The sequence below is a fragment of the Cellulomonas hominis genome, assembly GCF_014201095.1.
GTDB lineage: Bacteria > Actinomycetota > Actinomycetes > Actinomycetales > Cellulomonadaceae > Cellulomonas > Cellulomonas hominis.
In genome coordinates this window covers 1,648,070-1,669,485 of record NZ_JACHDN010000001.1, presented here as the reverse complement: position 1 = coordinate 1,669,485, position 21,416 = coordinate 1,648,070, and the positions used below count along the sequence as shown (strand labels likewise).

Below are 21,416 nucleotides of genomic sequence, written 5' to 3'. Positions count from 1 at the left end.
TGCACCGCTGTGATTCGCACTAGATGTAGTGCGGCGGTGGGACTGGAGGGGAGCGGCGGAGATGACGACGACCGAGCTGGACGGGGCCGGGCAGCCGGTGGCGCTCACCCTCGAGGAAGCCGCGCTCACGGTCCGCAAGCGGGACGGCCGCGCCCTCCCGTTCGACCCGTCCCGCATCCGCGCCGCCGTCGCCAAGGCCTTCGTCGAGGTGCACGGCGAGCTCGGTGCCCTGCACGAGCTGGTGCTCGACGACCTCGTGGAGCAGGTGGTCGGGGAGCTCACCACGCGGTTCGACGGCGAGGTGAAGATCTACGAGATCCAGAACGTCGTCGAGCACACCCTGCTGGAGTCGCACCAGTACGACGTCGCCCGGGTCTACATCGACTACCGCGTGCAGCGGGACATGGCCCGGTCCAAGGCGCTCGACGTCAACCACTCGATCGGCCAGCTCGTCGGCAAGGACCAGTCCGTCGTCCACGAGAACGCCAACAAGGACGCCGACGTCTTCAACACCCAGCGCGACCTCACCGCCGGCGCCGTGGGCAAGGCCATCGGCCTGAAGATGCTGCCGCCGCACGTCGCGAACGCCCACGCGAAGGGCGACATCCACTACCACGACCTCGACTACCACCCGTACGCCCCGATGACGAACTGCTGCCTCATCGACTTCCGGACGATGCTGTCCGAGGGCTTCCGGATCGGGAACGCCCAGGTCGACCCGCCGCGCTCCATCCAGACCGCCACCGCGCAGATCTCGCAGATCATCGCGAACGTCTCCTCGTCGCAGTACGGCGGGTGCTCGGTCAACCGGATCGACGAGCTCCTGGCCCCGTACGCCGAGCGGAACTTCGCCAAGCACCTGGCGGATGCCGAGCGCTGGATCGACGACCCCGACCGGCGCCGGGCCTTCGCGGAGGAGAAGACCCGCAAGGACATCTACGACGCGATGCAGTCGCTCGAGTACGAGATCAACACCCTGTTCACCTCGAACGGGCAGACCCCGTTCACGTCGGTCGGGTTCGGCCTCGGCACGGGCTGGTTCGAGCGCGAGATCCAGCGGGCGATCCTGCAGATCCGCATCCTCGGCCTCGGCAAGGAGCGCCGGACCGCGATCTTCCCGAAGCTCATCTTCACGCTGCGCCGCGGGGTGAACCTGCGGGCCGAGGACCCGAACTACGACATCAAGACGCTCGCCGTGGAGTGCGCCACCAAGCGCATGTACCCGGACATCCTCAGCTACGACAAGATCGTCGAGATCACCGGCTCGTTCAAGGTGCCCATGGGCTGCCGGTCGTTCCTGCAGGGGTGGAGCGACGAGGACGGCAACGACGTCGTCGAGGGCCGGATGAACCTCGGCGTCGTCACCCTCAACGTCCCGCGCATCGCGTTGGAGACCCGCGGTGACCTCGACGCGTTCTGGGCCCTGCTGGAGCAGCGGCTCGAGACCGTGCACGACGCCCTGCTGTACCGCGTCGAGCGGTGCAAGGAGGCCGTGCCGGCGAACGCCCCGATCCTCTACGTGCACGGCGCGTTCGGGCAGCGGCTCGCCCCGGACGACGACGTCGACGCGCTCTTCCGGAACGGCCGCGCCACGGTGTCGCTGGGCTACATCGGGCTGTACGAGGCCGCGGCGGCGTTCTTCGGCGGCGCGTGGGAGAGCGACCCGGAGGCCAAGGAGTTCACGCTGCGCGTCCTGCGCACCCTGGCCACCCGCGCGAAGGAGTGGACCGCGCAGCACGGCTACCAGTTCTCGGTCTACTCCACGCCGTCGGAGTCGCTGACCGACCGGTTCTGCCGCCTGGACAAGAAGAAGTTCGGCTCGGTGCCCGACATCACCGACAAGGACTACTACACGAACTCCTTCCACTACGACGTCCGCAAGGCCCCGACGCCGTTCGAGAAGCTCGACTTCGAGGCGGAGTACCCGCAGTACGCCTCCGGCGGGTTCATCCACTACTGCGAGTACCCCGTGCTGCAGCAGAACCCGAAGGCGCTCGAGGCCGTGTGGGACTACGCGTACGACCGGGTCGGCTACCTCGGCACGAACACCCCGATCGACCACTGCCTGGAGTGCGGGTTCTCCGGCGACTTCACGCCCACCGAGCGCGGGTTCGCCTGCCCCGGCTGCGGGAACGCCGACCCCCGCACCTGCGACGTCGTCAAGCGGACCTGCGGCTACCTCGGCAACCCGCAGCAGCGGCCGATGGTGCACGGGCGCCACGTCGAGATCTCGTCGCGGGTCAAGCACCTGGCGGGCAGCACGGGGTCGATGCCCGCCGACGCGGTCTGATGGCCCGGGACCCGCGGCCCGGTCAGTGGCGCGCGGCGAGCCTCAGCCAGGACCGCGTCGCCGACTACAAGCCGTTCGTCATGGTCGACGGCGAGGGCGTCCGGTGCAGCCTCTACGTCAGCGGCTGCCCGTTCGCCTGCGCCGGCTGCTTCAACGAGGCGGCGTGGTCGTTCCGGTACGGGACGGAGCTCGGGCCGGAGCTGGAGGACCGGATCGCCGCCGACCTCGGGCACGAGGCCGTCCAGGGGCTGTCCCTGCTCGGCGGCGAGCCGTTCCTCAACACCGGCGTGTGCCTGCGGGTGGTCCGCCGGCTGCGCGCCGTCCACGGGCGGGCCAAGGACGTGTGGTGCTGGACGGGGTACACGTTCGAGGAGCTGCTCGCGGAGGCCGAGGCCGGGCAGGACGACAAGCGCGAGCTGCTCGGGGAGGTCGACGTGCTGGTGGACGGGCGGTTCGAGCTCGCCCAGCGGGACCTGACCCTGGCGTTCCGGGGGAGCCGCAACCAGCGGGTCTTGGACGTGCCGGCGTCCCTGGCGGCCGGCCACGCGGTCGCGTGGCAGGGCACCCTGCGCGCCTCGGACGGCGCGGAGCAGATCGACCGCCGCTCCCTGATCTGACCCCGCACCACCCGCACCGGCACACCCGCGCGCCCGCGCATCGTGCGGCGCCGACGGGGCATGTCGCGGTCAGATGGGGTGTGTCGCGCGGTGCCCCGGGTGCGCGTTCGGTGCCCCATGGTCGTCGCCGCCGAACCCGCCCTGGCGCATCACGCGGATCGGCTCCGCGCGCGCAGGCGGACGGGGGGTGCCACGCTCGGTCCATGAGCGGGGACGTGCGGGCGGCGGCGGCGAGCGCGGGGGATCATCCGCTGGTCGAGAAGGGGGCGCGGCTGGGGTACGCCGCCAGCGGGGTGCTGCACCTGCTGCTCGCCTGGGTGACCGTGCAGCTGGCGTGGACCTCCGGCGGGGAGCAGGCCGATCAGCAGGGCGCGCTGCGGCAGCTCGCCGGCAACGGGGTCGGCCAGGCGCTGCTGTGGCTGGTGCTCGCGGGCTTCGTGCTGCTGGCGCTGTGGCAGGTCACCGAGGCCGTCGCCTGGGGCGAGGCGACGGACCGGGCGAAGGCCGCGGCGAAGGCGGTCGTGTACGCGGTGCTGGCCGCGACGACCGTGACGGTGCTGGCCGGTGCCGGGTCGGGCTCGGGCTCGGGGGCCGGCGGGTCGGGCGGAGCGACGGCGGGGCTGATGGCCAGCGGCGTGGGCCGGCTGCTCGTCGGGCTGGTGGGCGTGGGCGTCGTCGTGGTCGGCGGCTACCACGTGGTCAAGGGGTGGCGGGAGAAGTTCCTCGAGGACCTCGAGGGCAGCCCGTCGCCGTGGGTCCGGACGGCCGGGCGCATCGGGTACGTCGGCAAGGGGGTGGCGCTCGCGGTCGTCGGGGTGCTGCTCGTGGTCGCCGCCGTGCAGAGCGACCCGGAGAAGGCGCAGGGCCTGGACGCGGCGCTGCACGCGCTGGCCGGGCTGCCGTTCGGGCCGGTGCTGCTCACGCTGGTCGCGCTCGGGTTCGCCGCGTACGGGGTGTACGCATTCGGCCGCGCCCGGCACGCGAAGGTGTGACCTCCGGGTCTACCGTCGGGCCATGGGTCAGGTCGTCGTCGCCGCCACCATGTCCCTCGACGGGTTCGTCGCCCGCGAGGACGACACCGTCGCCGAGCTGTTCGAGTGGTACGAGAACGGCGACGTCGTCGTCGAGAACCACGGCGACCTGCCGCCCTTCCGGCTGACCGAGGCGTCCGCGGGGTACTGGCTCGGCTTCCGGGAGTCGCTCGGCGCGCTGGTCGTCGGGCGCCGGACGTTCGACCTCACGGACGGCTGGCGCGGGGAGCACCCGCTCGGCGTGCCGTACGTGCTGCTCACGCACCGGCCGGTCACCGGGTCCGCGGCCGCGGGGTCGCCGAACCTGGTCGTGTGCCACGAGGGCGTCGAGGCGGCGGTCGCGGCGGCGCAGGAGCTCGCGGGCGACCGCACCGTCGGGGTGTCCGCGGGGTCGATCGGCACGCAGGCGCTGCGCGCTGGGCTGGTCGACACCGTGCAGGTCGACCTCGTGCCGGTGGTGCTCGGGTCGGGGCGGCCCTACTTCACGGGGGACGAGGGGTGGCCGGCGATGCTGGGCGACCCCACGGCCGTCGTGCCCGGCCGGCGGGTCACGCACCTCACGTTCCCGGCGCGGCGCTGACCGCCGACGCCGCCCCGCCGCGTCAGGCCGCCCGCACCCGGTGGTGCAGGTGCGCGACGCCGCCCGCGAACTGCCGGACGCCGGCCAGCTCGAGGTCCAGCCGCACGTCCCGGGGCAGCGCGCGGATCCCGCCGCCCACGATCACCGGCGACACGAACAGGTGCACCTCGCCGACCAGCCCCGCCCGGAACGCCTGCGCGGCGAGGTGGGGCCCGCCGATCAGCACGTCGTGCGCCGACGAGGCCAGCAGCCGCCGCACGGCCTCCGGGTCGAACGCGGGCTCGACCTGCGTGCGGGCGCTGCGCGGCTCGGTGAGCGTCGTGGAGTAGACGACCTTGTGGGCCGCGCGCCACAGGTCCGCGTAGTCGCGCACGGCGGGCGGCTCGTCGGTGGTGTCCATCGACTCCCACGCCACCATGACGTCGTACAGCCGCCGCCCGTACAGGTACGTGCCGATGCCCCGGTGCAGGTCGTTCACGGCGGCGTGCACCTCCTCGTCCGGCATGCTCCAGTCGAACCGGCCGTCCCGGTCGGCGACGAAGCCGTCGAGCGACGTGATCGCGGAGTACACGAGCGTGGCCATGCCGACCTCCCGGACCCGGCCCCGCCACGGCGCGGGACGTCGGGACCAGCAGAGCACACCCGCCTCGTGCCGGCGCGGGGGCGACCGGAGCCGCCCCCGCGCCGACGCCGCTGGTCCGCGGCTCAGCCCTGCGCGACCGCCGCGACGAACCGGGCGGAGCGCTCCTGCAGGCCGGCGACCCGGCGGGCGACCACGGCGGCCGCGTCGTCCCCGGCCTCGACGATCGTCGGGCGCCGCCGCGCGTTCTGCGAGCACGCGAAGTCCGCGCAGATCAGCGTGCCGACCGTGTTGCCGTTGCGGCCGGCGGACCCGGCGCGCTTCGCGACGAACAGGCTGACCTCGTTCGTGGCGATGACGTCCTCGCACCACACGCACACGGCGCTGCGCCTGGTGGCGCCGTCGGAGGCCCGCAGCACCATGCCGACGGGCCGGTCCTCCAGCCAGGTCACGACGTAGGCGCGGCGGGGGTTCTTCGGGTCGGTCCAGCCCAGGTAGTCCAGGCGGTCCCAGTCGCGGGACGCGAGGTCCGGCGGGAGGACGGCCTGCGCGGCCTCGCGGCGGGAGCAGTTGACGAAGGACGCGCGGATCTGGGGCTCGGTGACGGGACGCATGACGGACTCGCTCTCAGGGGTGTCGGGACGCCCGGGCGCGGGGCACGGGCGGGTGGGGACACCCGTCGCGGGGGTCGACGGCAGGGACCCGGCGTCCCCGGCCGCGCGGTCGGCGGCGGGGTGCGGGTGCGTCGGTGCGGCGCGACGGGCAGGGCCCGTCACGCAAGGTGGCCGTGGCGGCCGACCCCGCTCCCTGCGGACATCCGCGTGTCTCCCGTTCCTGCGACGGCCGCGGCGATCCCGCGGCACCCGACGGCCGACCATCCTGCACCCGGCGGGGCCGATCTGTCGCATCCTTTCCCCGGGACGTGCCCCGGCGGCGGCCGTCGGCCGGCTCGGGTCGCGCCGCCGGTCGCCGAGATCGGTCCCCCGCGCCGAGATCGGTCGCCCGGGGGACCGATCTCGGTCGCAGGTGCCGATCTCGGCGGGGCGGGGGCGCGGGCGTTGGGGGCGGTGGGTGTGGGTGGAGCGGGCGAGGTCGGGAGGACGGCCGGCGTGCGGCGAGCGGGGGAGGTCGGGAGGACCGGCGGCGTGCGGCGAGCGGGTGAGGTCGGGAGGACCGGCGGCGAGCGGCGAGCGGGTGAGGTCGGGAGGACCGGCGGCGTGCGGGAAGCGGGTGTGCGGGGAGCGGGTGTGCGGGAACGCGGGCGGGTGCCGGCGGCGCTGGTCGCGCTCGTGGCCGGGGTGGCGCTCGCGGCCGGCGGGTGCGCGCCCGGCGACTCCGCGCCCGGCGACCCCGCGCCCGGCGGCTCGACGCCCGGCGCCCGGGCGTCCGCCCCCGCCCCCGCCCCCGCCCCCTCGCACCCCGGCGTCCCGCCCGCGGGTGTCGTCGTCGACTACCAGCTCGGCGGCGGCTACCCGCCCGCCGAGGGCGTCGGCGGCGTCGTCCGGGACGTGACCGACGTCCCGGCGCCGGGCCTCTGGTCCGGCTGCTACGTCAACGGGTTCCAGACCCAGCCGGCGGAGCGCGACACGTGGCTGCGCGACCACCCCGACCTGGTGCTCCGCGACGCGGCCGGCGAGCCCGTGGCGGACGCCGGATGGCCGGACGAGCTGCTGCTGGACACCCGCACCGCCGCGGCCCGGGCCGCCGTCGCGGAGGTCGTCGGCGCGCAGGTCCGGGCGTGCGCGGCGCGGGGTTTCGGCGCGGTCGAGCTGGACAACCTCGACTCGTGGACCCGGTCGGGCGGCCTGCTGACCGAGGAGGGCGCGCTGGACCTCGCGGCGCGGCTCGTCGCGGTCGCGCACGAGGTGGGCCTCGCGGCCGGGCAGAAGAACGCCCCGGACCTCGGGGCGCGCGGCCGGGACGAGGCGGGGTTCGACTTCGCCGTGTCGGAGGAGTGCCTGGCGAACGAGGAGTGCGGGGCGTACACCGACGTCTACGGCGCCGCGGTGCTCGACGTGGAGTACGCGGGGTCGGCTCCGGCGGACGACTGGGCGGCGGCGTGCGCGGACCCGTCGCGCCCGCCGTCCACCGTGCTGCGGGACCACGACCTCGGCGCGCCCGGCGACGCCGGGTACGTGTTCGACGCCTGCTGAACGACGACGGCCCCCGGCCTCGCGGGGAGGTCGGGGGCCGTCGGGGGTGCTGGCGTCAGCGGGCGATCCGCGCCCGTCGTGCCAGGACCACCAGGCCGCCGCCGACGAGCAGCAGCGCCCACGCCGCCGTGGCGGCCAGGCCGCCGGAGGCGCCGGTGGTGGCGAGCTCGTCCGCCGGCGTCGCGGCGGGTGCCGCGGCCGGGACGGCGAGCTCGACCGCGAGGGTCGCCCAGCGCCCGGAGGTGCCGCCAGTGGCGTACACGGTGTGCGCGCCGGCCGGGACGTCCGCCGGGATCGTCACGGTGAGCCGCGCGACGCCGTCGGCGCCGGCGACGGCGGTGCCGAGGAACACCGGCTCGGAGTGCAGGTAGAACGCGACGGTCTCCCCGGGCTCGAAGCCCTCGGCGACCAGCACCATCTCCTGGCCCGGCGCGGTGGCCTTCTCGGGCGACGCGAGGTCCGCGGTGGGCACGAGGCCGTCGCGGGCCGGCTCGCCGGTGACCGTCACGGTCAGGGTCCGGGTGACCGCCGCCGTGGTGGCCGTGGCCGGCAGCTCGAAGGTGAGCGTGTGCGTGCCGGGGGTGAGCGCCGGGACCTGCAGGTCGACGACGCCGGTGCCCGGGACCTCGCCCTGGGCGAGGACGGTGCCGCCCTCGCTCAGGGCGTACTGCGCGGGCAGGCGCGAACCCGCGACGGCCGCCCGCACGTCGGCGGGCGTGGCGACCGCGACGGTGAGCGTCGCCGGCAGCGTGACCGTCGGGATGACCTTCGTGACCGTCACGGTGCCCGAGCCGGTCGCCGCCGTGTACGGGCCGCCCGTGATCGGCGTCGCGCGCATCGAGTACGCCGCGTGCGAGCCGGACGCCGGGACGTAGCGCACGCCGACGGTGTACGCGCCGACGGCCGTGCCCGGCACGGTCACCGAGGCGGAGCCCCGGCCGTCGAGCGCCAGGGTGCCGAGCGAGGTGCCGGTCGCCGAGCCGACCGGGGTCAGCGTGACCTCGACCGAGCCGGTGGGGGTGGGGCCGCCGGCGGGGCCGGAGACGGTCACCGGGACCGCGGCGTCGGTGCCGACCGTGACGGTCCGCGAGCCGACGGTGACGGTGGGCTCGGCCGTCGCGGGCATCAGGTAGACGCTCCGGGAGATCGTCGTCCGGCCGGGCGCCGTGATGGTGGCGCGCATCCGGATCATCCGGCCGAGGTCGGCGGCGGTGGGGGTGTAGGTGTCGGCGCGGGTCGAGAACTCGTCGTCGCCGACGAACCACTCGTACGCGTACGAGGCGTCGGTGCCGAAGCCGGACGGCTGCGGCGTGAGGGTCCGGCCGAGCACGGCCTGGTCGCCCGCGGCACCGTCGAGCACGAAGCCGCCCTCCGGGATCGTGCCCGGAGCGACCGTGATGCCCTCCGGGGTCCACCGGGTGACCGCGGGGAGCGGGGCGCGGGTGCCGGTCACGGCGACCTGGATCGTCTTGCCCAGGTCCGTGGCGGCCGGGGTGTAGGTCGGGCCGGTGCCGGCCGGCTCGCCCCCGACGACCCACTGGTAGGACAGCGCGGTGTCCGCCGGGCTCCACGAGCCGGTGGTGACGGACAGCGGGACGCCGACGGCCGGGGTGGTCGCGAGCTCGGGCGTGCCCGGGGTGATGGCCGTGACGACGGTGACCGTCGTGGCCGAGGAGGAGGCCTTCGAGGTCTCCGTCCCCGCGTACTGGGCGGTGTAGGTCTGCGTGGTCTCCGGGTGCACCACGAGCCGGGCCGTGCCGTCGGTGAGCGGGACGGTCTCGATCTCGTGCTCGCCGGTGGAGAACGTCACGGCGCCCTCGGTCACGCCGCTGACGGTGGCGGTGAGGGTGACGGCGTCATCGACGACGACCGACGCAGGGGACGCGGCCAGGGACGTCGACGTCGTCACGCGCGGGTCCTCCAGCGTGAACGTGTGCGTCGGCTGGCCGACCGTGTTCTCGGTGTTGCTGCACTGGACGACCATGCTGTACCGGCCGAACGAGGCGTCGGTGAGGTCGTACGTGAACGACCCCGAGGTGGTCGACCCGTTCACGCTGTACTGGGCGATGCCGGCGTAGTCCTGCTGGCCGCTCGGGTTCCAGATGCGGCGGATCGGCGCGATCGGCGAGCCGTGGTTGTCGCAGTCGAAGTCGTACGTGACGACGGCGCCGGCCCGCTCGGGCTCGCGCGGACCGAGGCCCACGGCCGCCGCCGTCGCCGTGGTGACGGGGACCAGCGTCCCCAGGACGGCCAGCGCGGCCGCCGCCGCGAGCGGCCGCCGCACGCGGCCCCCTCGCGTCTCTCGAACTCTCTGCACGTGAACCCCCGGATCTGCCCAGGGGTGCTGCCCCCGGATGCTGGTGTGGACGGGGGCCAGATCGGCGGGGTCCGACGACGCGTCAGGAAAACTGAGCGTCCGGCGCACGGCTCTGGGTCGTACCACCCAGCGGCCGACGATGGCAGGGTCCGAGGTCCCGACGTACCGTGGGGCCGATGGTGATCCCCGACCCGCTCCGCCCCGACGACGACCGGGTGCTGCGGCGCGGCGACCTCGTGGTGGAGGTCCCCGCGCGGTGCGTGCGCGTCGCGGGACGGCAGGTGCCCCTGACCCGCAGCGAGTTCGAGATCCTCGTGGCGCTCGCCGAGCGCGCCGGCCAGCCGGTGTCCAAGGACGAGCTGGTGCACGCCGTCGCCGTGCACGGCCCGCACGCCGTCCCGGTGCCCACCGACGCGGACCGGCGCAGCATCGAGGTGCACATGGCCAACCTGCGGCGGAAGCTCGCGGACGGCACCGGGGACCGCGGCGCGATCAGCACGGTCCGGGGGCTCGGCTACCGGCTGGAGCCCGAGGTGCGGGCCTCCGGGGAGGACGACGGCGACAGCGCGGCACCGCCCGCCTAGGGTGGCCGGATGGGAGCCGTGCGGCAGGTCCAGGTCACGTTCGACTGCGCCGACCCGGAGCGGGTCGCGCTCTTCTGGTGCGAGGTGCTCGGCTACGTCGTCCCGCCGCCACCGCCGGGGTTCGACTCGTGGGACGCGTTCGACCGCTCCCTGCCGCCCGAGCACCAGGGCTCCGCGTTCGCCTGCCAGGACCCCACCGGGGCCGGGCCGCGGCTGTTCTTCCAGCGCGTCCCCGAGGGCAAGGTCGTGAAGAACCGCCTGCACCTGGACGTCCGGGTCGGCACCGGGCTGGCCGGCGCGGAGCGGCTCGCCGCCCTCGAGGCCGAGTCCGCCCGGCTGAGCGCGCTCGGCGCGCGGCAGGTGCGGGTCATGCCGGCGGACGGCGTCGACGAGTCCTGCATCGTGATGCAGGACGTCGAGGGGAACGAGTTCTGCCTGGACTGAGCCCGGGGGATCAGCGCTGCGCCTGTGCGAGCGCCTCCCGCAGCCCGTCCGCGTCCAGGTCCGGCCCGTACGCCGGCATGTCCCGCTGGAACCGCCAGCCCTCCGCGAGCGGCCCGGCGTCGACCACGTCGAACCCCCACCGGTCGATGAGCCCGGCGACGACCGCCTTGGCCTCGGCGTCGTCCCCCGCGATGGCGAGCGCCCGGCGCCCGGGCGTCCCCGCGGGGGTCCCGCGCGAGCCGAGGTCCGCGGAGGTGATGTGGTTGAACGCCTTGACGACGCGCGCGCCCCCGAGGTGGTCCGCGAGCAGCTCGGCGCTGGTCGTCGCCCCCTCGTCGAGCTCGGCCACGTGGCCGTCGCGCTCCCAGTAGTAGTTGTTCGTGTCGATGACGACCTTGCCGGCGAGCGGGGCCGCCGGGACGTCCCGGTAGGCCTTGAACGGGACGGTCACGACGACCACGTCGCCGTCCGCCGCCGCCTCGTCCGCGGTGCCGGCACGGGCGCCGTCGCCGAGGTCCGCCACCAGGTCGACCAGGGTGTGCGGGCCGCGCGAGTTGCTGACGACCGCCGCGTGGCCGTGCTCCACGGCCAGCCGCGCGAGGGTGCCGCCGACGTGGCCGGAGCCGATGAATCCGATCGTGGTCATGCCCGGCGCAACCGGGTCCGGGGCGTCGTTGTTCCGGCCGCGCACGCCGTCGGCGAAATTCGGTGGCCGGCCCCGCGCGGCGGACGTACGGTCGAGGAACACGGGAAGGAGGTGGTCCGAGACATGAAGTCTTTCCGGACGCGTGAGGTGACTGTCCGCTAGTCGCCCGAGCACATCGGACGGATTGCTCGATCCGTTCGCCTGCTCCGCCGGTCCCACCGGCAGGGCGACGAGCGAATCTCCGGCAGTCACCGCAGCCCGTGGGAGCCGCGACCTCGTCCTTCGCGGCAGGGCCCCCGACAGGGGACCCGGCCCACGGGCTGTTCCCTGCCCGCGCCCCGCCGCCGCCCGCCGCTCGCTCGCCCGGCCGGCCCCGCGCCGCGCGGCGCCCGCCCCGGCCGCTCCCGCCCCGGCCGCTGGCGCGCCGAGATCGGTCAGGAGCGGGCGCCCGCCAGCCGCGCGACCAGGGCGTCGCGGACCGCCGGCCACTCCTCCGGCAGGATCGAGAAGTACGCCGTGTCCCCGCGGGTGCCGTCGGGGACCAGGCGGTGGTTCCGCAGCACGCCCTCCGGCGCGGCGCCGAGTCGCGTGATCGCCCCGATCGACCGGGTGTTCCGGCTGTCCGCCCGCAGCGCCACCCGGGCGCAGCCCCAGGTCTGGAAGGCGTGGCGCAGCATGAGCAGCTTGCAGGCCGGGTTGTTGTCGGTCCCCCACCAGCGCGGCGCGAAGTAGGTGTGCCCGATCTCGACCCGCCGGATCCGCGGGTCCCAGTCGTAGAACGACGTGCTGCCCCGGACCTCCCCGGTCGCGGCGTCGAGCGCGGCGAACGCCAGCCGACCGGGCGCGGCGCGCGCGGACTCCACCTCGGCCAGCCACGCGTCGTCGCCGACCGGGAGCGCGGAGGACATCCCGGCCCAGACCCGGGCGTCGACGAACGCGGCGAGGCCGGGCGCGTGCTCGGGGGCGAGGGGGACGAGGCGGACGCCGTGGCCGGTCAGCGTGAGGTCGTGCTGCACGTCGCCGAGCATCGCAGACCCCGGGTCTTGCCGGCGATGGCTAATAGCATTAGCCTGACGGCTATGGACACATCGGCTGCACGGCAGACGCACCACCTGCGGCGTCCGGAGGGCGCGCTGGCGTACGACGACGCGGGCTCCGGTCCCCTGGTCGTGGCGGTCCCCGGCATGGGCGACCTCCGCTCCACCTACGACGAGCTCCGCGCGGCCCTGCTCGCCGCCGGGTACCGCGTCGTCACCACCGACCTCCGCGGGCACGGCGACTCCTCGGCGGGCTTCACCACCTCCGGCGACGAGGCCACCGCCGCGGACGTCGCCGCCCTGGTCGAGCACCTCGGCGCCGGGCCCGCGGTCGTCGTGGGGAACTCGATGGGCGCGTCGGCCGCCGCGGTGCTCGCGGCCGACCGGCCGGACCTCGTCCGCGCGCTCGTGCTGCTCAGCCCCTTCCTGCGCGACCCCGCGGGCGGTGCGGGGCAGCGGGCGCTGCTCGGCGTCGTCTACCGGGTGCTGCTCGCCCGGCCGTGGGGCGCCACCGCGTGGGCCTGGTACTACACGACGCTGAACAGGGGCCGCCGGTCCGGCCGGCTCGGCGCGCACGCCGCCGCGATCCGCGCGAGCCTGCGCCGCCCCGGGTACCTCCGGGCGTTCCGCCGGCTCACGCTCCAGCTGACGCACGCGGTCGTCGAGCCGCGGCTCCCGCGGGTGCAGGCGCCCGCGCTCGCCGTCGTCGGCGCGCTCGACCCGGACTGGCGCGACCCCGCGGCCGAGCTCGCCTGGATCGGCGAGACCCTCGGCGCCCGGACGCTGCTGGTCCCGGACGCCGGGCACTACCCGCAGCACCAGACCCCCGAGGTCGTCGCTGACGCGGTGCTCGCGCACCTGGCCCGCGTCGCCCCGGCGGACGCCCGTGGCTAGGGCCGGGCTGTCCGCCGAGGCGGTGACCCGGATCGCCCTCGACCTGGTCGACGCCGGCGGCCCCACCGGGTTCGCCGACCTCACGCTGGCGAAGGTCGCCGCCGAGGCCGGCGTCGCGACGCCCAGCCTCTACAAGCACGTCGGCTCGCTCGCCGCCCTGCGCCGGGAGGTGGCCGTCCTCGCGGTGCGCGACCTCACGGAGGCGGTGGTCCGGGCGTCGCTCGGGCGGTCCGGCCCCGAGGCCGTGCGGGCGCTGGCCAGCGCGATGCGGGACTTCGCGCACGCGCACCCCGGCCGCTACGCCGCCGTGCAGGTCGCCGCCGACCCGGCCGACCCCGCCGACGCGGACCTCGCCGCCGCCGGCGCGGAGGTCGTGGGCGTCATGGCCGCGGTGCTCCGCGGGTTCGACCTGCCGGAGGACCGCGCCGTCGACGCCGTCCGGGCGGTGCGCGCGGGCGTGCACGGGTTCGTGACGCTCGAGCTCGGCGGGGGCTTCCGGCTGCCGCAGGACCTCGACCGGTCGTTCGCGGTGCTCGTCGACATGCTGGTCGCCGGGGTCGAGGCGCTCGCGCGCGCTTAGGGTGTGCGGGTGGTCGAGCTGAAGACACCCCGCGAGATCGATGCGATGCGGGCGGCGGGCGCGTTCGTCGCCCGCGTGCTGAGCAGCCTGCAGGACGTCGCCCGCGTGGGCATGACCCTGAAGGACCTGGACGCGCACGCGCACCGGATGATCGACGAGGCCGGGGCGCACTCCGTGTACCTCGGGTACCACCCGTCGTTCGGCGCCATGCCGTACCCCGGCGTCCTGTGCACCAGCGTGAACGACGCCGCCCTGCACGGTCTGCCGTCCGACCGGGTGCTCGCCGACGGCGACGTGCTGAGCATCGACTTCGCCGCGCAGGTGAACGGCTGGGTCGCGGACTCGGCGCTGACGTTCCAGCTCGGCACGCCGGACCCCGAGTCGCAGCGGCTGATCCGGGTCACCGAGGAGGCGCTCGCGGCCGGCATCGCGCAGGCCCGGCCGGGGAACCGGATGGGCGACATCTCCGCGGCGATCGGCGAGGTCGGCCGCGCCGCCGGGCTCGGGATCAACGCGGACTTCGGCGGGCACGGGGTCGGCCGGACGATGCACGAGGACCCGCACGTCCCGAACCTCGGGCGGCGGCGCTCCGGCCTCAAGCTCCGGCCGGGGCTGGTGATCGCGATCGAGCCGTGGTTCATGGCGGGCGGCGACGGCTACGTCATCGACCCCGACGGCTGGACCATCCGCACCGCCGACGGCTCCCGGGCCGCGCACGCCGAGCACACCGTCGCGATCACCGCCGACGGCCCCCTGGTGCTGACGGCCCGCAAGGGCTGAGGCGCGGGCGGTCGTCGCCTGTCCGCCGGGGGTTCACCGGCGCGACGCCGCGGCGTCGCCACCCGGCCACGTCGGCGCCGCATCCTGGGACCCGGCCAGCGGCCGGACCGGCGGGGGCGGCGGGCGCTCGGGGGAGGTCGTGCGTCGCCCTCGCCCACCCGCGCGTCGCGCGGACCCCGCCGGCCAGCGCGGCGTCGTCGCCGAGGTCGACGGTTCCGCACGCGGTCCCGGCGTGTCGCATCGGCGTGTCGCGCGAAACCGTCGACCTCGCGCCCCGGCGTCCGCGCGCGCTCACGCCCGCAGGTGCGCCCACTCGCCCGGGTTGACCGTCAGCCACTCCTGGAACGACTGCGCGGGGCGGCCCGACAGGCGGCGGACCGTGGGGGACGTGGCGGCGAGCTCGCCGGTGGCGATCGCCTCGTATGACGTCACCCATCCCTCGACCTCCCACGGCTCCGCGTCGTACCGCGCGCGCGACGCGTACGCCTCGGTCGGCGTCTCCGGCTCGTACCGGATCTCCCGGCCGGTCGCGCCGGACAGCACCTGCGCCGCCTCGGTCAGCGTGTACGCGGTGGGCCCGGTGACGTCGTACGCCTGGCCGTCGTGCGCGCGCTCCCGGGCGTCCAGCAGCACGGCCGTCGCGACGTCCGCGACGTCGTCGTGGGCCACGGCCGCGACCGCCCCGTCGCCCGCCGGCCCGCGGATCACCCCGTCCTCGCCGACGAACCGCACGATCGCGTCGTGGTAGAGGCAGTCGCGCAGGAACGTGAACCGCAGCCCGGACGCGCGGATGTGCTCCTCGGTGGCCCAGTGGTCGCGCGCGAAGGTGAACGTCGCGTCCGGTGCGGCACCCATGAAGGACAGGTAGACGATCCGCTCGACCCCGGCGTCCACCGCCGCGTCGACGGCCGCGCGGTGCTCGGTCACCCGGTCCGCGGACTCCCGGCCCGACACGAGGAACACCGTCCCCGCGCCGGCGAACGCCGCCCGCATCGACGCGACGTCGGCGTAGCCGGGGCTGAGGGCGACCTCGGTCTCCGTGCCGGGCAGCGCGGGCGCGCGGTCGGCTGACCGGACGACGAGGCGCTGGTGCGCTCCCTCGGCCGCCAGCCGGACGGCGAGCCGCCGGCCGATCCGCCCGGAGGCGCCGGTCACCACGATCAGCTCGTCGTCCATGCCTCGCTCCTCGGTCGCGGGTGGGGTGCGGCTGGCAGCGACGGTAGTCGCCGGACGGCGGCGCGGCAGGTCAGCCGCGGTCCTCCCCGCCGACGATCTCCGCGAGCGGCGTGCCGCACGCGTCGCCGTTCCACGCCTCGAGGCCCTCCCGGACCGCGAACCCCGCGATGACCAGCGCCGCGACCGGGTCCGCCCACCACCAGCCGAGCGCGCCGTTCAGCACGAGCCCGGCCAGGAGCGCCGCCGACAGGTACGAGCAGATGAGCGTCTGGTGCGAGTCGGCGACGGCGGACGCGGACCCGAGCTCCCGTCCCGTGCGCCGCTCGAACCACGACAGCCCGGGCATCACCAGCAGGCTGACGGCGGCCAGCACGATGCCGACGGTCGAGTGCTCCGGCTCGGCGCCGACCAGCAGGGCGCGGCCGGCGTCGACGGTGACGAACGCGGCCAGCCCGAGGAACGACACGGCGATCAACCGCATCGCCGTGCGCTCGCGGGCCTCAGGGTCGGGCGCCGCGAACTGCCAGGCGACCGCGGCGGCGGACAGCACCTCGACGAGGGAGTCCAGCCCGAAGCCGATCAGCGCGGACGACGACGCCGCCCGCCCGGCCGCCAGTGCGACGACGGCCTCCACGACGTTGTAGCCGATGGTCGCCGCGACGACCCAGCGGATGCGCCGCCGCAGCACGGCCCGGCGGTCGGCCGCGAGCCCGGTCACGCGCACCCGCAGTCGGGGCCGCAGCACTCCGGGTCGACCGCGAGGACCAGGGTGAGCAGGTCGCCGAGCGCCGGGGCCAGGTGCCCGTCCGCGAGCCGGTACCAGGTGCGCCGGCCCTCGCGGACCGACTCGACCAGCCCGCAGCCGCGCAGGCAGGCGAGCTGGTTCGACATCACCTGGCGGGAGACGCCGAGCGCGTCGGCCAGGTCGGACGGGCACGCGGGCGCCTCGCGCAGGGCGAGCAGGACGCGGGCGCGGGTCTCGTCGGACAGTGCGTGGCCGAGCCGGGCGAGCGCCGCGGTGTGCGTGAGGGTGACCGTCTCCACGCCCCGGACGGTACACGGTGTCGTGTACTGACGGAACGGGCCGTCGTCGGTGCCACGATGGCGCCGTGCCCCTGTTCGCCGCCCCCGACCCCGCCGCGCACGGCACGCCCGACCCCGCCGTGCGCGTCCGGGCGGCCCGCACCGCGGACGTCCCCGGCGTCGCCGCCGTGGCCGCCACCCGGGGCGCGCTGCCCGGCGGGTTCGCCGACCGCGTCGCCGCGTGGGCGGCCGACCCCGGGCGCACCGTCCTGGTCGCGGACCGCGGCGGGGTCGTCGTCGGCTGGGCGATGCTGGCACGCTGGTCCGGGTACGACGACGCCCCGGACGGCACCTACGTGTCCGCGCTGACCGTGCACCCCGCGCGGTGGCGCACCGGCACCGGGTCGCGGCTGCTGGCCGGCCTGCTGGACCGGGCCGACGGCGACGTGCGGAGCGTGGTGAACGCGCGCAACGCCCCGTCGCTCGCCCTGCACGCGCGGCACGGGTTCCGTGAGGCCGGGCGGGCGGCGACGTACGCGGGCATCGAGTTCGACGGCGGCACGGGCGTGCTGCTGCACCGGGAGGAGACGGCATGACGGACACGCGGTACCGCGTGATGACGGTGTGCACCGGCAACATCTGCCGGTCGCCGATGGCGGAGGTCGTGCTGCGCGACCGGCTCGAGTCGGCCGGCCTCGGCGACCGCGTCGAGGTCGACTCGACCGGCGTCAGCGACGAGGAGCACGGCAACCCGATCGACCGCCGGGCCCGGGCCGCCCTCGCCGCCCGCGGGTACCCCGTCCCGCACCGCGCCGCCCGGCAGGTGCGCCCCGGCGACCTCGCCGAGCGGGACCTCGTGCTGGCCATGACCGCCTCGCACGCCCGGGCGCTGCGCCGGATCGCCGGCGACCCGGAGGCCGCGGACCGCGTCGTCATGTTCCGGACGTTCGACCCCGCCGCGCCGCGGGTCGCCGGCCGGGACGACGAGCACCTCCTGGACGTCGACGACCCCTGGTACGGGGGGCCGGAGAACTTCGAGCACTGCCTGGACGAGATCGAGGCCGCCGCGGACGGCGTGGTGGACGCGGTCCGCGCCGCGCTGGCCGCCCACGACGCCACCCCGGCCTGACCCGCCCGCACACCCGCGCCCGCACCCCCCGCCCCGGCCGGCGGGGGAGGATGTCCCGCATGAAGGTCTCCGCGCGCTCGCACGTGCCGCCGTTCGCCGTCATGGACATCGTCGCCGCCGCGAACGCCCGGCGCGCCGCGGGGCAGTCGGTGCTCAACCTCTGCGTCGGGGAGCCGTCGACGGGGGCGTCCGACGTCGTCCGCGAGCGGGCGGTGCAGCTGCTGGCCGGCGGCGACCTCGGGTACACCGAGGCGCTCGGGTCCCCGGCGCTGCGCGCGGCGATCGCCGGGCACTACCGGTCCTGGTACGGCGTCGACGTCGACCCGGCCCGGGTGGCCGTGACCACGGGCTCGTCCGGCGGGTTCATGCTGGCGTTCCTCGCCGCGTTCGACGTCGGCGACCGGGTCGCGCTCGCCCGCCCGGGCTACCCGGCGTACCAGAACATCCTCGCGTCGCTGGGCTGCGAGGTCGTCGAGCTGCCGTGCGGCCCGGGGACCCGGTACCAGCCGACGGTCGAGCAGCTGGAGGCCCTGGACGCCCCGATCGACGGCCTGGTGGTCGCCGGCCCGGCCAACCCGACCGGCACGCTCATCGACCGGGTGGCGCTGGACGCCCTGGCCACCTGGTGCGCCGAGCACGGCGTCCGCCTGGTGTCCGACGAGATCTACCACGGCATCACCTACCCCGACGCGCCCGCCGCCGAGCCCGGTCCGGCGGGCGCCCCGACGGCGGCGACCGCCCTGGACGGCGGGGTCGTGGTGGTCAACTCGTTCTCGAAGTACTGGGCGATGACCGGCTGGCGCCTCGGGTGGCTGGTGCTGCCGGACGACCTCGTGCAGCCCGTCGACGCGCTCGCCGGCAACGTCGCGCTGTGCCCGCCGGCGCTCGCGCAGCACGCCGGGGTCGCCGCGTTCACGCCCGAGGGGTACGCGGCGGCCGAGGCGAACGTCGCGCAGTACGCGGCCTCGCGGCGCTCGGTGCTGGACCGGCTGCCCGAGCTCGGCTGGGCGCGGGTCGCCCCCGCGGACGGGGCCTTCTACGTGTACGCCGACGTCTCGCCGACCGGTCTCGACTCGCGGACCTGGTGCGCCCGGCTGCTGGACGAGGCCGGCGTCGCGCTCACCCCGGGCACCGACTTCGACCGCGTCGACGGGCACGACTGGGTCCGGCTGTCGTTCGCGTCCGCGCCGCACGTGGTGGCCGAGGCCGTCGACCGGATCGCCGCCTGGCAGGCGCGGCTCTGAGGAACCCGTGCCGGACCCCGTTCGTTCGGCCGGGCAGACGACGCGCGCCGGGCGGCGTGCGGGTGAGGAGGGCGACATGAGGTGTCCCACGGACGGGGCCGAGCTGGTCATGGCGGAGCGGCAGGGCGTCGAGATCGACTACTGCCCGTCGTGCCGCGGCATCTGGCTCGACCGCGGCGAGCTGGACAAGATCCTCGACCGCGCGGCCGGTGCCCCGGCGTCGTCGGCCCCGGACCCCGCCCCCGCGCCGGCCCCCGGCTACGGCGGCTACCCGCCCGCCCCCGCGCCCGCTGCGCCGTCCGGCTACGGCGACGACCGCTACCGGGACGACCGCCGCTACGACGACCGGTACCGCGACGACCGCCGGTACGACGACCGCCGCGACCCGCGCTACCCGTACGGCAAGAAGAAGCGCCGCGAGTCCTGGCTGGGCGACCTCCTCGACTTCGACTGACCGGACGCGACCCTCCGGCGCCCCTGGCTCGCGGCCCGCCCCGGTGAGTGGAGGTCTCCGCCGGGACACGCCGGGCGTGTCGGGCAGAGCTCTCCACCCGGCGCCGGCGAGGGCGGGGCGCGGGGCGGGGCGCGCGGGGGCCGGGTCACCCGGCGCAACGCGCCGGACACGCGCCTGACCTACCCTCGGGCGCGTGGACGTGGCGGTGCTCGGTGCGACGGGGGACGTGGGGCGACAGGTGTGCGCCCAGCTCATCGAGCGGCGGGTGCTGCCGACGACGTCGCGGCTGCAGCTCGTCGGGCGGCCCGGCGGGGGGTCGGGCCGGGCGTCGTACGGGCTGCGCGCCGACCTGGTCGACGCGTACGACGAGCACGCCCCGCTGATCGACGTGGCCCTCGACCCGGACGACGTGGTCGCGGACGTCGTCGTGCTCACCGCGGGCCGGACGGCCCCGGCGCGGGCGGGCGCGGTCGCCGACCGGGCGGCGCTCGCGGCGGAGAACCACGCGGTGTTCGAGTCGTACGCGCGGGCGATCGCGCGCAACGGCTCCGGCCACGAGGTCGTCGTCGTGGTGTCGAACCCGGTCGAGCTCGGGGTCGCCGTCGTGGCCCGCGAGCTGGGGCGGCACCGGGTGATCGGGATGGGCGCCTGGTTGGACACGCTGCGGTTCCGGCGGGAGGTCGCGGTGTCCCTCGGGGTGCGCCGGCACCGGGTCGGCGGGTTCGTCGCCGGGCAGCACGGGGACGACCTGGTCCCGCTGTGGTCGACCGTGCGGATCAGCGGGCTCGACGCGGACGAGCGGCGCCGGGCGGTCGCGGGGCTGCGGGGCGGCCGGTCGCTGGACGCGTTCGGCGGCGAGATCGAGGACGCGAAGCGCACCCTGGGCGACCTCATGGCCGACGGCGACGTCGCGGCGGCGTTCGACCTGGTCGAGACGTGGCCGCCCGACCTGCGCGGCGTGTCCCGGCCGTGGCTGACCCACCAGAGCGGGGCCAAGACGGCCGCCGCCACCGCGAACGCGACGGTCGACCTGGTGGACACGGTCCTGGACGGCCGCGACATCGTGGTCGCCGGGCAGGTGGCGCTGGACGGGGAGGCGTCGGTCGGCGGCGAGCCGCTGCGCGGGGTGCTCGGGGTGCCCGTCGTGCTCGGGCCGGAGGGCTGGACCCGGGTGCTGCTCGACGAGCCGGCGCCCGACGAGGCGCGCCGGCTGCGCGCGACGGCCGCCCGGATCGACGCGACGCTGCAGCCGTGGGGCCTGGGCGCGGGGGTGGCCCGGTGACCGCGCCGACCGACCGCCGGTGGGTGGCCTTCGTGCACGGCGCCGACGCGACCGGGACGCTGACGGCGCTCGCGAGCGTGTTCTCCACCCGCGGGGTCTCGTTCGGCTCGCTGAGCACGGGCGACGTCGCGGACGGCGACGGCGTCGGGCTGATCGTCGTGACGTTCACCGCGACGGAGCGCCGGCAGCGCCTGCTGATGCGGACCGTCCGGCGGCTCGCGGCCGTGCGCGCGGCGGAGGTGCGGGCCGCGGACGACCCGGCCGTCCGCGCCGCCGCCGTCGTCCACCTGCCCGTGACCGCCGGCGGGTTCGCGCCGCCGCCGGACGCCCCGGTGCGCTGGTCCGGCGACCCCGCCGCGGGGCAGCCGGTGCTGGTCGAGGGGGCGCTCGCGGACGTCGAGCGGGTGGTGGCGGACGCCCGGGCCCGCGGGGCGGTGGCCGCCGCGACCGTCGTGCTGCCGCCCGCCGAGCCCGGACCCGCGGACGCGGCCTTCACCCGGCCGTAGCGCACGCGCCGGCCCCGGGGGGAGCGACGCACGCCCCGGCCGCGGTTAGGCTGGCGCGCAGACAACTCA

At 76.2% G+C, this 21,416-nt stretch carries 24 protein-coding genes; 16 read left to right on the top strand and 8 right to left on the bottom strand.

Annotation, left to right across the window (positions count from 1 at the left end; all coding sequences use genetic code 11):
* The first annotated feature begins 61 nt into the window (after nt 1–61).
* The 4 genes from nrdD to HNR08_RS07860 all read left to right on the top strand — a co-directional run bounded on the left by nrdD (nt 62) and on the right by HNR08_RS07860 (nt 4,518).
* Nucleotides 62–2,290 carry an anaerobic ribonucleoside-triphosphate reductase gene (gene nrdD / locus HNR08_RS07875; RefSeq protein WP_183834926.1) on the top strand — a complete coding sequence of 743 codons (2,229 nt, stop codon included), beginning with the start codon at nt 62–64 and terminating at the stop codon, nt 2,288–2,290.
* The gene (gene nrdG, locus HNR08_RS07870; RefSeq protein ID WP_146839365.1) at nt 2,290–2,907 is read left to right on the top strand and encodes an anaerobic ribonucleoside-triphosphate reductase activating protein; all 618 of its coding nucleotides are present in this window, start codon (nt 2,290–2,292) and stop codon (nt 2,905–2,907) included. Before nrdD ends, nrdG begins: the two co-directional genes overlap by 1 nt.
* A gap of 203 nt (nt 2,908–3,110) precedes the next feature.
* Nucleotides 3,111–3,899 carry a DUF1206 domain-containing protein gene (locus tag HNR08_RS07865; RefSeq protein WP_210737088.1) on the top strand — a complete coding sequence of 263 codons (789 nt, stop codon included), beginning with the start codon at nt 3,111–3,113 and terminating at the stop codon, nt 3,897–3,899.
* 22 nt (nt 3,900–3,921) lie between these two features.
* The gene (locus HNR08_RS07860) at nt 3,922–4,518 is read left to right on the top strand and encodes a dihydrofolate reductase family protein (protein ID WP_146839363.1); all 597 of its coding nucleotides are present in this window, start codon (nt 3,922–3,924) and stop codon (nt 4,516–4,518) included.
* Nucleotides 4,519–4,540: 22 nt separating this feature from the next.
* On the opposite strand, the gene HNR08_RS07855 is transcribed toward HNR08_RS07860, so the two are convergent.
* Both HNR08_RS07855 and HNR08_RS07850 read right to left on the bottom strand, forming a co-directional pair.
* A complete protein-coding gene (locus HNR08_RS07855; protein ID WP_146839361.1) occupies nt 4,541–5,101 on the bottom strand; it encodes a dihydrofolate reductase family protein in 561 nt (186 codons plus the stop codon).
* A 122-nt stretch (nt 5,102–5,223) separates the two neighbouring features.
* Complete coding sequence (locus HNR08_RS07850; RefSeq protein ID WP_146839359.1) at nt 5,224–5,712, bottom strand: FBP domain-containing protein; 489 nt, start codon at nt 5,710–5,712, stop codon at nt 5,224–5,226.
* A 633-nt stretch (nt 5,713–6,345) separates the two neighbouring features.
* Between HNR08_RS07850 and HNR08_RS07845 the strand changes: the two genes are divergently transcribed.
* Nucleotides 6,346–7,251, top strand: coding sequence for an endo alpha-1,4 polygalactosaminidase (locus HNR08_RS07845; protein ID WP_246803119.1), 906 nt, complete (start codon nt 6,346–6,348; stop codon nt 7,249–7,251).
* Between the two features lie 55 nt (nt 7,252–7,306).
* Here HNR08_RS07845 and HNR08_RS07840 read toward each other — a convergent pair whose 3' ends face one another.
* A complete protein-coding gene (locus HNR08_RS07840) occupies nt 7,307–9,535 on the bottom strand; it encodes an Ig-like domain repeat protein (protein ID WP_146839357.1) in 2,229 nt (742 codons plus the stop codon).
* Between the two features lie 209 nt (nt 9,536–9,744).
* On the opposite strand from HNR08_RS07840, the gene HNR08_RS07835 reads away from it, so the two are divergent.
* Both HNR08_RS07835 and HNR08_RS07830 read left to right on the top strand, forming a co-directional pair.
* Nucleotides 9,745–10,152: a winged helix-turn-helix domain-containing protein gene (locus HNR08_RS07835; RefSeq protein WP_146839355.1), complete on the top strand. Its 408-nt coding sequence runs from the start codon at nt 9,745–9,747 to the stop codon at nt 10,150–10,152.
* A gap of 9 nt (nt 10,153–10,161) precedes the next feature.
* Nucleotides 10,162–10,596, top strand: coding sequence for a VOC family protein (locus HNR08_RS07830; RefSeq protein WP_146839353.1), 435 nt, complete (start codon nt 10,162–10,164; stop codon nt 10,594–10,596).
* A 10-nt stretch (nt 10,597–10,606) separates the two neighbouring features.
* Here HNR08_RS07830 and HNR08_RS07825 read toward each other — a convergent pair whose 3' ends face one another.
* Together HNR08_RS07825 and HNR08_RS07820 are read right to left on the bottom strand one after the other, a co-directional pair.
* Entirely contained in the window at nt 10,607–11,242 is a 636-nt protein-coding gene (locus HNR08_RS07825; RefSeq protein ID WP_146839351.1) for an NADPH-dependent F420 reductase, read from the bottom strand.
* Between the two features lie 434 nt (nt 11,243–11,676).
* Complete coding sequence (locus HNR08_RS07820) at nt 11,677–12,258, bottom strand: GNAT family N-acetyltransferase (protein ID WP_146839348.1); 582 nt, start codon at nt 12,256–12,258, stop codon at nt 11,677–11,679.
* Between the two features lie 63 nt (nt 12,259–12,321).
* Here HNR08_RS07820 and HNR08_RS07815 point away from each other — a divergent pair, with 63 nt between their 5' ends.
* From HNR08_RS07815 to map, 3 genes are read left to right on the top strand one after another with little or no spacing between them, the layout of a single operon-like run.
* Nucleotides 12,322–13,173: an alpha/beta fold hydrolase gene (locus HNR08_RS07815; RefSeq protein ID WP_146839346.1), complete on the top strand. Its 852-nt coding sequence runs from the start codon at nt 12,322–12,324 to the stop codon at nt 13,171–13,173.
* A complete protein-coding gene (locus tag HNR08_RS07810; protein WP_146839344.1) occupies nt 13,166–13,753 on the top strand; it encodes a TetR/AcrR family transcriptional regulator in 588 nt (195 codons plus the stop codon). The genes HNR08_RS07815 and HNR08_RS07810 overlap by 8 nt, the downstream gene beginning before the upstream one ends.
* 9 nt (nt 13,754–13,762) lie before the next feature.
* On the top strand, nt 13,763–14,533 hold the full coding sequence (gene map / locus HNR08_RS07805) for a type I methionyl aminopeptidase (protein WP_146839342.1): 771 nt from the start codon (nt 13,763–13,765) through the stop codon (nt 14,531–14,533).
* Between the two features lie 291 nt (nt 14,534–14,824).
* Here map and HNR08_RS07800 read toward each other — a convergent pair whose 3' ends face one another.
* The 3 genes from HNR08_RS07800 to HNR08_RS07790 form a co-directional block, all read right to left on the bottom strand.
* Nucleotides 14,825–15,709, bottom strand: coding sequence for an NAD(P)H-binding protein (locus tag HNR08_RS07800; protein WP_146839340.1), 885 nt, complete (start codon nt 15,707–15,709; stop codon nt 14,825–14,827).
* A 70-nt stretch (nt 15,710–15,779) separates the two neighbouring features.
* Entirely contained in the window at nt 15,780–16,427 is a 648-nt protein-coding gene (locus tag HNR08_RS07795) for a cation efflux transmembrane domain-containing protein (protein ID WP_246803118.1), read from the bottom strand.
* Nucleotides 16,424–16,753 (bottom strand): ArsR/SmtB family transcription factor, encoded by a 330-nt coding sequence (locus tag HNR08_RS07790; RefSeq protein ID WP_146839338.1) that lies wholly within the window; start codon nt 16,751–16,753, stop codon nt 16,424–16,426. The genes HNR08_RS07795 and HNR08_RS07790 overlap by 4 nt, the downstream gene beginning before the upstream one ends.
* Before the next feature lie 65 nt (nt 16,754–16,818).
* Between HNR08_RS07790 and HNR08_RS07785 the strand changes: the two genes are divergently transcribed.
* The 6 genes from HNR08_RS07785 to HNR08_RS07760 all read left to right on the top strand — a co-directional run bounded on the left by HNR08_RS07785 (nt 16,819) and on the right by HNR08_RS07760 (nt 21,347).
* Entirely contained in the window at nt 16,819–17,328 is a 510-nt protein-coding gene (locus HNR08_RS07785) for a GNAT family N-acetyltransferase (RefSeq protein WP_183834924.1), read from the top strand.
* Entirely contained in the window at nt 17,325–17,861 is a 537-nt protein-coding gene (locus HNR08_RS07780; RefSeq protein WP_146839334.1) for a low molecular weight protein-tyrosine-phosphatase, read from the top strand. The genes HNR08_RS07785 and HNR08_RS07780 overlap by 4 nt, the downstream gene beginning before the upstream one ends.
* 59 nt (nt 17,862–17,920) lie before the next feature.
* Entirely contained in the window at nt 17,921–19,105 is a 1,185-nt protein-coding gene (locus tag HNR08_RS07775; RefSeq protein ID WP_146839332.1) for a pyridoxal phosphate-dependent aminotransferase, read from the top strand.
* A 76-nt stretch (nt 19,106–19,181) separates the two neighbouring features.
* Nucleotides 19,182–19,559, top strand: coding sequence for a TFIIB-type zinc ribbon-containing protein (locus tag HNR08_RS07770; RefSeq protein ID WP_146839330.1), 378 nt, complete (start codon nt 19,182–19,184; stop codon nt 19,557–19,559).
* A gap of 193 nt (nt 19,560–19,752) precedes the next feature.
* Nucleotides 19,753–20,841: a lactate/malate family dehydrogenase gene (locus tag HNR08_RS07765; protein WP_146839328.1), complete on the top strand. Its 1,089-nt coding sequence runs from the start codon at nt 19,753–19,755 to the stop codon at nt 20,839–20,841.
* Nucleotides 20,838–21,347 carry an ACT domain-containing protein gene (locus HNR08_RS07760; RefSeq protein ID WP_146839326.1) on the top strand — a complete coding sequence of 170 codons (510 nt, stop codon included), beginning with the start codon at nt 20,838–20,840 and terminating at the stop codon, nt 21,345–21,347. The genes HNR08_RS07765 and HNR08_RS07760 overlap by 4 nt, the downstream gene beginning before the upstream one ends.
* Nucleotides 21,348–21,416 lie beyond the last annotated feature (69 nt).